This is a genomic window from Thermoflexus sp., assembly GCF_042408365.1.
Classification (GTDB): domain Bacteria; phylum Chloroflexota; class Anaerolineae; order Thermoflexales; family Thermoflexaceae; genus Thermoflexus.
The window spans coordinates 1-12,224 of record NZ_JBHOQJ010000312.1 but is presented as its reverse complement, the minus strand read 5'-3'; the positions used below and the strand labels follow the sequence as shown (position 1 = coordinate 12,224).

The window sequence follows — 12,224 nt, the reverse complement described above, 5'->3', positions numbered from 1 at the left end:
ATGACCGGTCCCTTCCTGCTTCCTCGACCCGTGGCTCGTCGACCGGGCCTCAAGGCCCGTTCCGCCGCCAGAGGGATCTCCACAGGCCAACGGGCACCCTGCGCGATCCAAAGGATCGCGCGGGGACCCTGTTGGCCTGTGGAGATCCCTCTGGCGGCGGAACGGGCCTTGAGGCCCGGTCGACGAGCCACGGGTCGAGGAAGCAGGAAGGGACCGGTCATCGATGGAACCCGTTGGGGTGAAGTAGATGACGATGAGTCACGGAACAGCTGCCGTGGCGTTGGGTTGTTGAGCGCACATTGGCGTGGTTGGGCAAGTATCGCCGGCTGAGTAAGGACGACGAGGCCCTGCCGGAGACCAGCGAGGCCTTCATTTATGCCGCAATGATTCGTATGATGGTCAGACACCTGACACGCATCTATACCCATAGCGGAATTTTCGGACACTCTCTAAGGGTTCGCACCTCGAGCTCCCCAGATCGGGTTGGTCATCGCGACCATCGGCAGATCGTCGGGCATCTCCTCCGCGAAGTGCCGCATGCCCCGCAGCTCAGCCCGGACGTATCCGTGCTTTTCTAGGTCCAACGCCATCGTCCATTCGAAAGGCGAGCGATCGACTGGAACAAAGGCCTGCTCCCCGAGCCGGGTGAGCAATCGCAAATGCATGCCTTTCCCCTCCTGCACCACGCACCGGATCCGAGCCGGGCCGCCGGGTTCCACCTCGTCGCCGACCATCCAGCGCTGATCCCCTCGCTCAGCCGTCAGCTCGATCCACGGCGCGTCCACATCCGCCGTGATCACCACGCGGCCGGACCGGATGGCCGAGAGGATCGCCGGGATCGTCCGCGAATCGGCGTAGACCCACGTGGTGGGATGGCCCACCTGATAAAAGGGAGTTCCCTCGCCCGGGGGGTCCTGATGCTTATCGCTCCCGCCGACAGCGGCCACGCGGCGCCCGGCCCGCAGCAGCCCATCCCAGAAGGCGAGCGATTCGCGGTTCCGCAAAGGCCACGGTCCCTGCCACGCCTCGACGGCATCCACCGGAAGGTCCGTGGGGTATTCCCACGGCGGCCCATCGGTCTTCGGGTGGTTGATGGAAACCAGGGCGCCCATCGCGTGGGCCGCATCGATCACCGCCCGCATCTGCTCCGCCGTCCGGCAGCGGAAATCCAGCCAGCGGGAAAGACCCCAGGCGTTCATATGGCCGTAATACGTGGTCACCTCCTCCCCGGGGATCAGGAGGAGGTCGGGCCCGCTCCAAGCGGCGAGATAGGGAAAGTGGCTGACGGTGTTATGCTCCGTCACCGCCAGGAAATCCAGGCCCCGCCGCCGGGCCGCCGCTACCAGGTCCTCTAAGGATCCGGGCGCGTCGCTGTGATGGCTGTGGCTCTGCAGATCCCCCCGCCACCACCTGGCCCTGCCGCTGTCCTCCGGTTCGGAGCGGTCCGCGGGTCCACCGGCCTCAGGCGGCGGATGGGGCAGCGGCCCCTCGTCCTCCGAGGCCTGCACGATCACCGTGCAGGTGCAGCCTTGCGGGGCGATGCGGTAGAGCCCCAAGATCACATGCCATCGGCCTGGGAAGATCGGGCCCGGCAGGTAGCCAGGCGTGGCCGCCCGGGGCGTGAGGATCGCCTCCCGGCGCGCGCTCCCGCTCCATCCCCGAAAACCCTCGGCCTGAAGGAAATCCACACCCCGCGGGTCGAACAGCCCCAGGTCGATCACGCTCGGGCTGTCCGGGCGCCCCTGGCCTTCAAAGGCATAACGAACCTCCAGGCGGGCGATGCCAGGGGGGACTTCAAAGGGGAGCAACACGTAATCCGAGGTTGCCTTATCCGCCGGGGTGAAATCGCCTTCCCAGTGCAATAACGTCCTCATCGCGACCTTCCCGAAAGCCGGGGATGTTGATTTCCTCGTGGGGGTTTGGGGGCGGGCTGGGCGCCTTTGGCGCCGACTCGCCTCCGACCCCCAAGGGACCGAAACCGAAAATCAAATCTGAAAGAAGCACTAAGAGCATCGCCCTACTTCTTTGTGGGGGCGGTTTGCGCTGTTGCGAACAGAGACAGTCCGTGGGTTTTTGTACGGGGTGGGCTGCTTACGCGGCCCACCCCGTACATCTTCCCGATCGACACGTGAGGCCAGGGACGGAACCAGTAGCTCTCCCCTTCACAACCTCCAAATCCTGCCTTGACGCGCCGCGATCCCAACGACCAGGATCAGCCATCCCAAACCCAACGCCATGCCATCCACACCTTCGGAACGTTCCACCCGAATACGGGAAAGGGTCACCCGCCCCCGCTCAATGGTGACCTGCACCGTGTGCCAGCCAACTTGGGACGGCAAGGCAACCTCCCACGCCCCCGGATGAAGATCTAGCTCCCGGGGAACGTCCTCATCCAGCTCCACCCGGATGCGCCCCCCGCTCTCGCTCTCACCCGCCAACCGCAATGACCCTCCATAAAAGGTCCAGCCAACCTGCGCCCCCGGCGATCCGCGACGCTCCCCGTCCCCCAGGCGTTCCCACGCGCCCTCCCATCGCAGGGCCCAGTGATCGGCCGTGTGGACCCCCGGATACATCCGCGGCGGCTGGTTGAGATAAGCCTTGAGGGCCTCGTAGGCGGGGAGCGGGGTGAAATCCGGCTCCACAATGCTGAAATAATAAAACGACTGATCCCGCTCGCGGTCGGAGGCCCGTTTGAAGAACCACACATTGGCCACCGCGACCCACGGCCATTCCCGCTGGATCCGCTCGAACGCTTCCACCAAATAGCGGGCCTTCTGTTCCTCCGTCACCTGTCCGAACCGCTTGTCCCCCACTCCGTCCGGCACGGCGTTCCAGCCCATCTCCGCGATGTAGATCGGCTTGTGGGCGTCGCCGTGGCGGACCATCACATCGCGGATGTATAGGGCCCGGTTGATGTTGATGACGTAAGGCCGGAGCCGGCGGTCCGTCGGGCCGGACCACAACCCGTAGCCCTGCACGGAGAGGGCATCGAAGCAGGCGCCCGCCCCTGCCCGATACATCCGTTCGAGGAACACCACGTCGTTCAACCCGTTGGGAGGATAGGGGTTCAGGGATAATGTAGGGGCCAACGCTCCCGCGATCACCACAATCCGGGGGTCCACGGCTTTCAACCGCCGGTAGGCCCGGCAGAGGAGATCGGTGTAGGCCTCGGGATCCACCGCGCACGTCGGGCACGAGCCCCACTCCGGCGCGATGTTCGGCTCGTTCCAGATTTGGTAATGGAAAACGCGGCCGCGGTAGCGACGGGCCACGGCCTCCGCGAAGTCCGCGAAATCCTCCGGGTTGTCCGGCGGGGCAAAGGCCCCCCGCGCTTCCCCATCGTGGCGCGACCACGCGGGGGGGCTGGTCAGACGCACGATCAGGCGCAGACCGTAGCGCTCCGCCAGATCCACAATGTGATCATATTTCTCCCATGCCGAGCGATAAGGGAGATGTCGCCGGTCCTCGAAATCCCCCTTGCCGTGGATCTCGATGTCCGCCCATGGGAACTCCTGCCGGATCCAGCGGAAGCCCGCCGCGGCGACCATGCGCACCGTCCGTTCCCGCTTCTCCGGCTCCACCTCCTGTTCCAAGAACGTGTTCACCCCGAAGGGGGGATCATCCGTATGTGCAACCGGAACCTCAGGGGCCAGCAGCAAGGCCGGGCGCAGTGGATTGGTCAGATAATGGGGAAAGCCGCGGAGGCGGGCCAAGGGATTTTCCTCGCCTGTCACCTCATAGGCCCACGCCATCACAGCATGCGAAGCCCACCAGGCTCCAAGGGAGCCTGCCAGAACGAACATCCCAACGATAAAGATCCGGACGTAGCCCCGTCGATGCATTCGATCGCCGGCTCCTGCAAGAAGAGTTCAAGCCCGATCCCATGTGCCCACCTGGCCCCCTTTGGAGGGGAGTGGGTGGGCCAGGAGCCTTTCACCCCGATCGACTCCCCACATCGATCCTCGAGAGCGCCTGATTCGCCTCTCCGGATGATCGCCCGGCGGCTTCGCCGTCCGCCCTGCAATCCCTTTATTTCGACGCCCTGGAGGGCTTGGAGAAGGCCGTGGCCCTTCCGGAGGACTTCGTCTTAGCCTTAGAGGCTTTCCGCTTGGAGGAGAGCGGCGTTCCCTGATTCAGATAAGCCTCCACTTCCGCTCGGGCTTCCTCGAACCGGCGGATCAGTTGCTCATCCGTGCCTTTGAACCCGGCCACGGCTCGCTGGGAGCACGTGGCGCAACCCAGGGAAGCTCGATAGCTGTCCATATCGCAGGTCAGGCAGCCCGCCAGTCGGATCACGGTTAACGACAGAGCCAAAGTGTCCGGGTGATCCTCCGGCATCCGAACCACCCGACGCACCAGAGCCTTCCACGCCTTTCCCCGGATCTCCGCCAATAAGGGGATACATCGCGGTGGGAACAGGATCTCGCTTTCAGGATACATTGATGCCTCCGATGAATGGATGGAAATTTGCGTTCCTGGAAGTCGAAGGGCTCACCTGGTAGCCTGCTCGACCTCCAACCCTATGAGCGTCACGACATCTCCATCATCCTTATGTGATTCTACTTCCGGAGGCCGTTGGCCTGACAACCCCGATGAGCCTATTCAATTAATCGCAATTCGGATAGCACACCGAGAAATTTTGATTTACTTTTTAATATTTCCTTGGATTTTTCCTGATATAATCGATGATAATAAATATAAATTGTGTAAAATCCTCACAAAAAGCATTTATGTGCGCCGGCAAAGCTTGTTCAATGGCCGATCCACCGGGCACAGAGCCCGGCCCGATTTTCGTGCGCTTCATCCCCTTTGTCGAGATAGGGCTTTGCCCCCGCGGGGGCACCTTTGTGGGTGTCCCTCCCCTTTTTCCTCCACCTCGCGGTCCTTATGAAATTCAACAAATTCGTCTGGACGTTCCTCGCTGAGAATACGCCGTGAGGGAAGCGGGAGCCGGGCGCCTTCGGCCTCCGGCCCAGCCCCCGAAAACCCCAAATTGCAAGCAGCATCTTGCCAATGGTTAGAACATTGAAAAGCCCTGCTCTCCGATCCCACACGAGATCCCCCATATGAGCGGATCGCAGAGATAGCGGCCAGCACAACCTCGAGGAGAGAAACCCGAATGTTATAATTGCAACGGATCGCAACGTCTGCTGCTCCTTCCATCTTTTCTGAAGTATGTGGCCCTCCCTTCCTGCGGCCCTTGGGGCCGCAGGAAGGGAAAAATCTTTCGGGGGCTGGGCCGGGGGCCGTTTGGAGTCGGGCGCTTGAGCGCCCGTTCTTGCTCATCGGCCCCTCCCTTTACCAGCGTTCCCTTCTCCTAGCGATAAACAGGGACAGCGGAGAACGCTATGGGGTCCAACATCCCTACCCGTGTACGGATCGATCCGGAGACGCGGTCCTTCATCGTCGAATGGCCCGACGGCTCGCGCCGCGCTTTCTCTTGGTCCCGGTTGCGAGCGGCATGCCCCTGTGCCCTCTGCCGCACCGAAGCCCAGCGAGCCCAGGGGGATCCGCTGTTTTTGCGCCCCCAGCCCGACGACACGTTGGTGGATTTCGCTTATGTAGGAAACTATGCGGTGCGCCTCTTCTGGGGAGATGGGCATTCGTCCGGCATCTATACATGGCGTTACCTTCGCGAGCTCGATGAGAGGTAAAGACACTTTGGAGGAGAGACTGCCTTGGGTGGCCTTCCGAACCCAAGCGTTGCGCACCAGGCCTGCTGCGCTTCGGCTGCGAACATCTCCTCCAGGAGAAAATTTTTACAATGGCCCGCTTGGTCCTGATGGGCTCACCTTCATTCGCGCTGCCGACCTTCGAAGCCCTGGCGGAGGAGCATGAGATCGCCGCGGTCTTCACCCAGCCGGATAAACCCGCCGGCCGGGGGATGCGTCCAACCCCGTCGCCGGTGAAGCGCTGGGCGGAAGCCCATGGGTTCCCGGTGCTCCAACCCCGCTCCTTGCGCCGGGACCCCGAAGCGGTGGCCCGGCTGCGGGAGCTGAGGCCGGAAGTCATCGTGGTGGTCGCCTATGGGCTGATCCTGCCCTCCGAAGTACTGCGGCTGCCCCCTTATGGATGTTTGAACCTCCACGCGTCCCTCCTTCCCCGTTATCGAGGCCCAGCCCCCATTCAGGCAGCCATCCTCAACGGTGATCTGGAGACGGGGGTGACCGTGATGCTCATGACCGAGGAAGTCGATGCGGGGCCAATCCTGGCGATGGAGCGGGAACCGATCGCCCCCGAAGATACCGCGGAGACTTTGGGGGGACGCCTGGCCCAGCGAGGGGCCCGATTGATGCGTGAGACCCTCCGCCGCTGGCTGGCCGGGGAGATCACGCCTCAACCCCAGGACCCCTCCCAGGCAACTTACTGTCCACGGATCACGAAAGCGGATGGGGAGATCGATTGGCGACGGCCGGCGGCGGAGATCGAACGGCGGATCCGCGCCTTCACGCCCTGGCCGGGCAGCTACACGTTCTGGAAGGGGCGTTTGCTGAAGATCGGCCGGGCCCGGGTTCGCCCGGATCTTCAAGCCCCTCCGGGCCAAGTGGTGGCCGTCGATCGTGGGGCAGCAGTGGGCACGGGGGAAGGCGCCCTGATGCTCCTGGAGGTCCAGCTGGAGGGCAAACGGATGATGCCCATCGAGGCGTTCCTGAACGGGCATCCGGATTTCCTAGGGGCGACCCTGGGCCAGGAGGGATAACCGATGGATCCCGCCGCTCTGGAAGTGGGCCTGGTCTTCCTGGTCACCCTCGCGCTGTTTTACTTCACCCAGCGGGCCCTCCATGGAAGCCTCCAAATCGTGTTGCACCGCCTCACCGGCCATCCGGAGATCGCCCTTATGCTCTACTGGGCCTTGCTGTTTCCCGGGGTCCTTTTCCATGAGCTCAGCCACTGGCTCGCCGCCATGCTCCTGGGCGTCCGCCGCTACCGCTTCGCCCTATGGCCCCAGCGGTCCGGGGGGCAGATCCGCATGGGAGCGGTCCAGCTCGCGGAGGTGGATCCGTTCCGGATGAGCCTGATCGGGGCAGCGCCCCTGCTCACCGGCCTGGCGCTTATCGCCATCATCGGGGGTCAATGGTTGGAGGCTCCGGCTTCCGGGGTGGCCCTCTGGGGATCCGCGTGGCGGATGTTGCAGACGCTCCCCCAACGGGAATGGGGATGGATGGGGTTCTATTTGCTCTTCACCGTGGGCAACGCGATGTGGCCCAGCCCATCCGACCGGGCGGCGTGGCCGGTGGTGGGGGCAATGGGGGGGCTTCTCCTCATTCTCCTCCTGCTTGCTGGTCCAATCCCACTCCATCAAGCGATAATGGAATTGATGGTAGGAGGCCTCGCACGGCTCACCCCTTTGCTGGCCGCCGTGCTTTTCGTGAATCTACCGCTCCTGGCCGGATTGATCGGATTGAATTTCCTGCTGGATAGGATCACAGGGTAGCGCTTCCTCGATATTTGGTTTTGGGGTATGCGGTCGGGAAGACAGATGGCCTCTCGCCGCGGCGAGAGGGGATAAAAAGCATTTTGGGCCCCCACGAGACAACCAACTGCTTGCATGGCAGAGAGGACTTGAGAGGCCCAGCCCCTAAGAATCCCAGAGGAAGCCGCCTAAAAGCGGATTCATGGACTATCGATCGCGGGAGGATCCTTGGGAGCCGAGCGACTGCATCGTGAGCGCTGGTCAAGGTTCCGCCCGCGTGGTATACTGAAAGCGCCACCGACCCGAGATGGGCGGTGAGCCTGTTGGGGAGAGCTCACCTTGATGCTTCGCCTGCAGCCGCCTGGATTGCCTTGGGGCGACCGGGACGGCAGGTTCAGGGGTGATCCGCCTCAGATCCCCTCCCCGGCCTTCAACGGCCTTGGGCGAGGCGCCCCCCGTTCCCCCGTTCCTTCCTTCGCTTCGCAGGGGAATGGACGGACGGCTACCTCTATCGGATGGCCGTTAACGGCCTCCCGCCACATCAGCGTGGATAACCCGCAGCCCCCTGGATCGCTGTCGCCCGCCGCCTCCCATCGGAATCTTTGCCGGCCTTCGCGAACCACGAGGGACATCCGCCTGGCCGAAGACCTTTCCTCCCAGCATGCCTTTTTTGGAGCCCTTGGGATTCCTCATCCCGTCCCTCAAACTCCCAGAGGGAGCTGAACCGCCCAACTCCCGAAGACGATTCTCTTCTTGGAGGGGACCATGGCTCGCAAAAAAGTCACCATCCACACGCTTCAAACGCGGAAGGCAGCCCGGGAACCCATCACGATGATCACGGCTTATGACTATCCAACGGCCCTCGCTGTCGATCAGGCGGGCGTCGATGTGATCCTGGTGGGCGATTCCCTCGGCATGGTCGTCCTGGGTTATCCCAACACGCTTCCGGTCACGATGGAAGAAATGCTCCACCACGCGAAGGCGGTCGCCCGAGCGAACCCTTCCGCGCTCCTGGTGGGGGATCTCCCCTTCATGGCCTATCAGGCCGATATCGCCGAGGCGGTCCGGAACGCCGGCCGCTTTCTGAAAGAGGCGGGCATGGATGCCGTCAAACTGGAAGGGGGGCAGGAGATGGTTCCCACCATCGAGGCCATCGTGCGTGCAGGCATCCCGGTGATGGGTCATATCGGCCTCACCCCTCAATCCATTCATAAGCTGGGCGGTTATCGCCTCCAAGGGCGCACCGCAGTGGACGCCCGACGGCTCCTGGAGGATGCGTTAGCCCTTGAGGCCGCTGGTTGCTTCGCCATCGTCCTGGAGATGGTCCCGGAGCCCGTGGCCGCAGCGATCACCCAGCGCTTGCGCATCCCTACCATCGGGATCGGCGCGGGAGCCGGGTGCGATGGACAGGTGCTGGTCCTTCATGATCTGATCGGCCTCTTCGAGCGCTTCACGCCCCGCTTCGTGAAGAAATACGCGGACCTTCACGGCGAGATTGTGCGAGCGGTCCAAGCCTACTGTGAGGACGTGCGGAACCGTCGTTTCCCTGGGCCGGAGCACACGTTCTCCATGGACCCGGAGGAGCTGGCGGCCTTCCAAGCGATGCTGGAGAATCTCCCATCCCCCACGCCCGTGGAGGAACGGCGGTGATGCGCATCGCCCTCCTGGGGACCGGCGCGATGGGAACGCTGTTCGGGGTTCGCCTGGCCCGCGTCGCGGAGGTCTGGATGCTGGGGACGTGGGCGGAGGCTCTGGAGGCCGTCCGGACGCACGGCCTGCATCTCGTGACCCCTCAGGGGGAGGAGAGCGCCCGGATCCCCGTGGCGGAGGATCCGGGGGAGGTCCCCCCGTGCGATCTCGCCCTCATCCTGGTGAAAGCCTATCAGACCGAGCGGGCGGCCCGGTGGGCGAAGCAGGTATTGCGCCCCGGGGGAGCCGCCTTAACGCTCCAAAACGGGCTGGGGCCGTTGGAAACACTTCAGGCGGTCCTCAGCCCCTCCCGCGCGCTCCAGGGGGTCACCACGATGGGAGCCACCCTCCTGGCGCCCGGATACGCCCGGTTAGGCGGGGAAGGACCTATTTGGCTGAGCGCCTCCGCCCCAACCGAGCGTTGGGCCCAACGGATCGCTGATCTCTTGGAACGGGCGGGATTCCAGGTGGAGCTCCGGGAAGATCTGCAGGGGGTGATTTGGGGGAAACTGGTCGCGAACACCGCCATCAATCCCATCACGGCCCTCTTCGATGTTCCGAACGGCGCCTTGCTGGAACGGCCGGATCTCTGGCGGCTGGCTCGGGGGGTGGCCCTGGAAACCGCGGCGGTGGCTCGCGCCCAGGGCGTCGTCCTACCTTTTGACGATCCAGTGGGTTTCGTGGCGGACGTCTGCCGACGAACGGCAGCGAACTCTTCCTCCATGCGCCAAGATCTGCATCGGGGGCGTCCGACCGAGATCGACGCGTTGAACGGTGCGGTCGCCGCGATCGGCCGGCGAATCGGAGTTCAGACGCCGCTGAACGAGGCCCTCTGGCGGTGGGTTAAAGCGGTGGAGGAACGGAGCACCCGGGCCCCTGGTCGGCCCCCTCCTGAACCCGCCATCCTGCCCGCTATGGGCCCGACCCATGGAGCCCCTCACCGCTAAACCTCGGGGAATAAAGACAGCGACCTGAATCTGCTTCCATGAATCATTTCCTGTAGGAGTTACGCAGTGGGTTTCCTCGTGGGGGCTTTGGGCCGTGGGGAGAGAGGATGAAGGGGAGTGGGGCCCTTCTGCCTCCTCTCGGGAACCCCGAACGGCGTAGCTCCTATCCTGTATGATCCCATCGAGCTGGAGGTAAAACCATGCGGGTCGTCCGCACGATTCCTGAAGCTCGCACGATCCGGCGCACCCTCCCCGGCACATGGGGATTCGTGCCAACGATGGGATATCTCCACGAGGGACATCTCTCCCTCGTCCGGCGGGCTCGCGCGGAGAACGACCATGTGGCCGTTAGCATTTTCGTCAACCCAACCCAGTTCGGACCCCACGAAGACTATAACCGCTATCCCCGCGACCTAGAGCGGGATCTTCGGTTGTTAGAGCCCTTGGGGGTAGACCTCGTGTTCGCCCCTTCCGTCGAGGAGATGTATCCGCCGGGCTTTCAGACCTGGGTGATCGTAGAGGAGGTCAGCCGGCCCCTGGAGGGGGCGGCGCGGCCCGGCCACTTCCGAGGCGTGGCCACCGTCGTCACCAAACTGTTTAACATTATTCAGCCCGACCGGGCGTATTTCGGCCAGAAGGACGCCCAGCAGGCAGTGGTGATCCGCCAGATGGTGCGGGATCTCAACATCCCGGTGGAGATCGTGGTTTGCCCCACCGTGCGGGAGCCCGATGGCCTGGCCATGAGCAGCCGGAACACCTACTTGAGCCCGGAGGAGCGGCAGGCGGCCACAGTGCTGTTTCGGGCGCTCCAGGCGGCTAAAGCGCGTTATGAAAAAGGGGAACGGGATGCCGAGCGCCTGCGAGAGGTCATGCGAGAAGTGATCCGCGCCGAGCCGCTGGCCCGACTGGATTATGTGAGCGTGGCCCATCCCGAGACTTTACAGGAGCTCAGCTACGTGGAAGGCCCAGCCCTGCTCTCCCTGGCTGTCTACATCGGGAAGACCCGTTTGATCGACAACATCCTGCTCCCATCATCGGACTGAAGGTTTCCGCACCCCGTGAGGTTCGGCAAGCGCCTCAACCGATGGGGATGTTCTCTCCGTAGGGAATTCCGGTTGGGTGTGGGCAGGGGATGTAAGGGCGTCCCTTGTGGGCGCCCCGGGACGGGCACAAGGCCCGCCCCTGCGTGGGTTGTTTGCATCCGCCAGGCCGTTGGATCATCCGCACCCTTCGAGGAGACCCTGGGATTGATGAGAGGCAAAGGCTCTCACATCCTTTACACCTTTCGGAAGGAGAGAAGTTGCCCATGCTGCTCTGTTTGGACGTCGGGAACACGAACATCAAGGCAGGGGTTTTCGATGGGGAATCCCTTGTGGCCCACTGGCGGTTCTCCACTCAGCGCCACCGTCTGGCCGATGAATACGCCGCTCTCTTTATGAATCTCTTCGCCCTGCATCACATCCGCCCACAGGAGATCCAGGGATGCGCCATTGCCTGCGTGGTGCCTCCCCTGCGAGGGGTGTTTGAGGAGATGATCCGACACTATCTGGGCATCGAGCCCCTGATCGTCGGGCCTGGGATCAGGACGGGGATCCGGCTGGCCGTGGAGAATCCTCGGGAGGTTGGAGCGGATCGGGTGGCCAACGCGGTGGCGACCTTCCGGCTGTATGGAGGGCCAGCCATTGCCATCGCCTTCGGAACCGCCACCGTGTTCGATGTGATCTCGCGGGAAGGAGAATACTTGGGTGGGGCGATCGCTCCGGGGATCCTGGTGGCCGCCGAAGCCCTGGTGACCGCCGCCGCGCAACTCTACCAGGTGGAGCTCACCCGTCCTCCCCGGGCCATCGGCCGCAACACGATCCAGGCGATGCAGTCCGGTTTGATCTTGGGCTTCGCCAGCATGGTGGAGGGGATGATCCATCGGATCCAGGCGGAATTAGAGGAGCCCGCGCGGGTGATCGCCACCGGCGGCCTGGCCGATACGATCGCCCACGAGGTTCCCGCGATTCAAGTGGTCGATCCCCACCTGACGCTCCATGGGCTCCGGTTTCTCTTCGAGCTGAACCGCCGGGGGAAATGAGGATATACCGTAACTATACGGAGATCGACGTTCTGTCGTGGGTTTCCTCCTGGGGGCTTTTGGGGCCGAGCCGCGCGCCTTCGACGCGCGGCTC

The 12,224-nt window shown here is 63.6% G+C and carries 10 protein-coding genes and 1 pseudogene; 8 read left to right on the top strand and 3 right to left on the bottom strand.

Annotated features, from left to right (window positions below):
- Positions 1–269: 269 nt before the first annotated feature.
- Positions 270–419, top strand: a pseudogene (locus ACFMO5_RS14270) (transposase); the annotation flags it as partial.
- A 30-nt stretch (positions 420–449) separates the two neighbouring features.
- Here the strand turns inward: ACFMO5_RS14270 and ACFMO5_RS14265 are convergent.
- The 3 genes from ACFMO5_RS14265 to ACFMO5_RS14255 all read right to left on the bottom strand — a co-directional run bounded on the left by ACFMO5_RS14265 (position 450) and on the right by ACFMO5_RS14255 (position 4,440).
- Positions 450–1,874, bottom strand: coding sequence for a CehA/McbA family metallohydrolase (locus ACFMO5_RS14265; protein WP_376793417.1), 1,425 nt, complete (start codon positions 1,872–1,874; stop codon positions 450–452).
- A gap of 288 nt (positions 1,875–2,162) precedes the next feature.
- Entirely contained in the window at positions 2,163–3,842 is a 1,680-nt protein-coding gene (locus tag ACFMO5_RS14260; RefSeq protein ID WP_376793416.1) for a cellulase family glycosylhydrolase, read from the bottom strand.
- Between the two features lie 187 nt (positions 3,843–4,029).
- On the bottom strand, positions 4,030–4,440 hold the full coding sequence (locus ACFMO5_RS14255; RefSeq protein WP_376793415.1) for a hypothetical protein: 411 nt from the start codon (positions 4,438–4,440) through the stop codon (positions 4,030–4,032).
- 908 nt (positions 4,441–5,348) lie between these two features.
- Here ACFMO5_RS14255 and ACFMO5_RS14250 point away from each other — a divergent pair.
- From ACFMO5_RS14250 to ACFMO5_RS14220, 7 genes are all read left to right on the top strand, one after another.
- Positions 5,349–5,654 carry a gamma-butyrobetaine hydroxylase-like domain-containing protein gene (locus ACFMO5_RS14250; RefSeq protein WP_376793414.1) on the top strand — a complete coding sequence of 102 codons (306 nt, stop codon included), beginning with the start codon at positions 5,349–5,351 and terminating at the stop codon, positions 5,652–5,654.
- A gap of 110 nt (positions 5,655–5,764) precedes the next feature.
- Complete coding sequence (fmt, locus tag ACFMO5_RS14245) at positions 5,765–6,700, top strand: methionyl-tRNA formyltransferase (RefSeq protein ID WP_376793413.1); 936 nt, start codon at positions 5,765–5,767, stop codon at positions 6,698–6,700.
- 3 nt (positions 6,701–6,703) lie between these two features.
- Complete coding sequence (locus ACFMO5_RS14240; RefSeq protein ID WP_376793412.1) at positions 6,704–7,435, top strand: hypothetical protein; 732 nt, start codon at positions 6,704–6,706, stop codon at positions 7,433–7,435.
- 744 nt (positions 7,436–8,179) lie between these two features.
- Positions 8,180–9,064 (top strand): 3-methyl-2-oxobutanoate hydroxymethyltransferase, encoded by an 885-nt coding sequence (gene panB, locus ACFMO5_RS14235; RefSeq protein ID WP_376793411.1) that lies wholly within the window; start codon positions 8,180–8,182, stop codon positions 9,062–9,064.
- Positions 9,064–10,050 carry a ketopantoate reductase family protein gene (locus tag ACFMO5_RS14230; protein WP_376793410.1) on the top strand — a complete coding sequence of 329 codons (987 nt, stop codon included), beginning with the start codon at positions 9,064–9,066 and terminating at the stop codon, positions 10,048–10,050. Before panB ends, ACFMO5_RS14230 begins: the two co-directional genes overlap by 1 nt.
- A gap of 200 nt (positions 10,051–10,250) precedes the next feature.
- Positions 10,251–11,093 (top strand): pantoate--beta-alanine ligase, encoded by an 843-nt coding sequence (panC, locus tag ACFMO5_RS14225; protein ID WP_376793409.1) that lies wholly within the window; start codon positions 10,251–10,253, stop codon positions 11,091–11,093.
- 263 nt (positions 11,094–11,356) lie between these two features.
- Positions 11,357–12,130 (top strand): type III pantothenate kinase, encoded by a 774-nt coding sequence (locus ACFMO5_RS14220; protein ID WP_376793408.1) that lies wholly within the window; start codon positions 11,357–11,359, stop codon positions 12,128–12,130.
- Positions 12,131–12,224: the final 94 nt, after the last annotated feature.

What these genes read in the sequence shown, in the direction of transcription:
- ACFMO5_RS14265 (WP_376793417.1), bottom strand. Translation starts at nt 1,874, where the DNA reads ATGAGGACGTTATTGCACTGGGAAGGCGATTTCACCCCGGCGGATAAG.
- ACFMO5_RS14260 (WP_376793416.1), bottom strand. Translation starts at nt 3,842, where the DNA reads ATGCATCGACGGGGCTACGTCCGGATCTTTATCGTTGGGATGTTCGTT.
- ACFMO5_RS14255 (WP_376793415.1), bottom strand. Translation starts at nt 4,440, where the DNA reads ATGTATCCTGAAAGCGAGATCCTGTTCCCACCGCGATGTATCCCCTTA.
- ACFMO5_RS14250 (WP_376793414.1), top strand. Translation starts at nt 5,349, where the DNA reads ATGGGGTCCAACATCCCTACCCGTGTACGGATCGATCCGGAGACGCGG.
- fmt (WP_376793413.1), top strand. Translation starts at nt 5,765, where the DNA reads ATGGCCCGCTTGGTCCTGATGGGCTCACCTTCATTCGCGCTGCCGACC.
- ACFMO5_RS14240 (WP_376793412.1), top strand. Translation starts at nt 6,704, where the DNA reads ATGGATCCCGCCGCTCTGGAAGTGGGCCTGGTCTTCCTGGTCACCCTC.
- panB (WP_376793411.1), top strand. Translation starts at nt 8,180, where the DNA reads ATGGCTCGCAAAAAAGTCACCATCCACACGCTTCAAACGCGGAAGGCA.
- ACFMO5_RS14230 (WP_376793410.1), top strand. Translation starts at nt 9,064, where the DNA reads ATGCGCATCGCCCTCCTGGGGACCGGCGCGATGGGAACGCTGTTCGGG.
- panC (WP_376793409.1), top strand. Translation starts at nt 10,251, where the DNA reads ATGCGGGTCGTCCGCACGATTCCTGAAGCTCGCACGATCCGGCGCACC.
- ACFMO5_RS14220 (WP_376793408.1), top strand. Translation starts at nt 11,357, where the DNA reads ATGCTGCTCTGTTTGGACGTCGGGAACACGAACATCAAGGCAGGGGTT.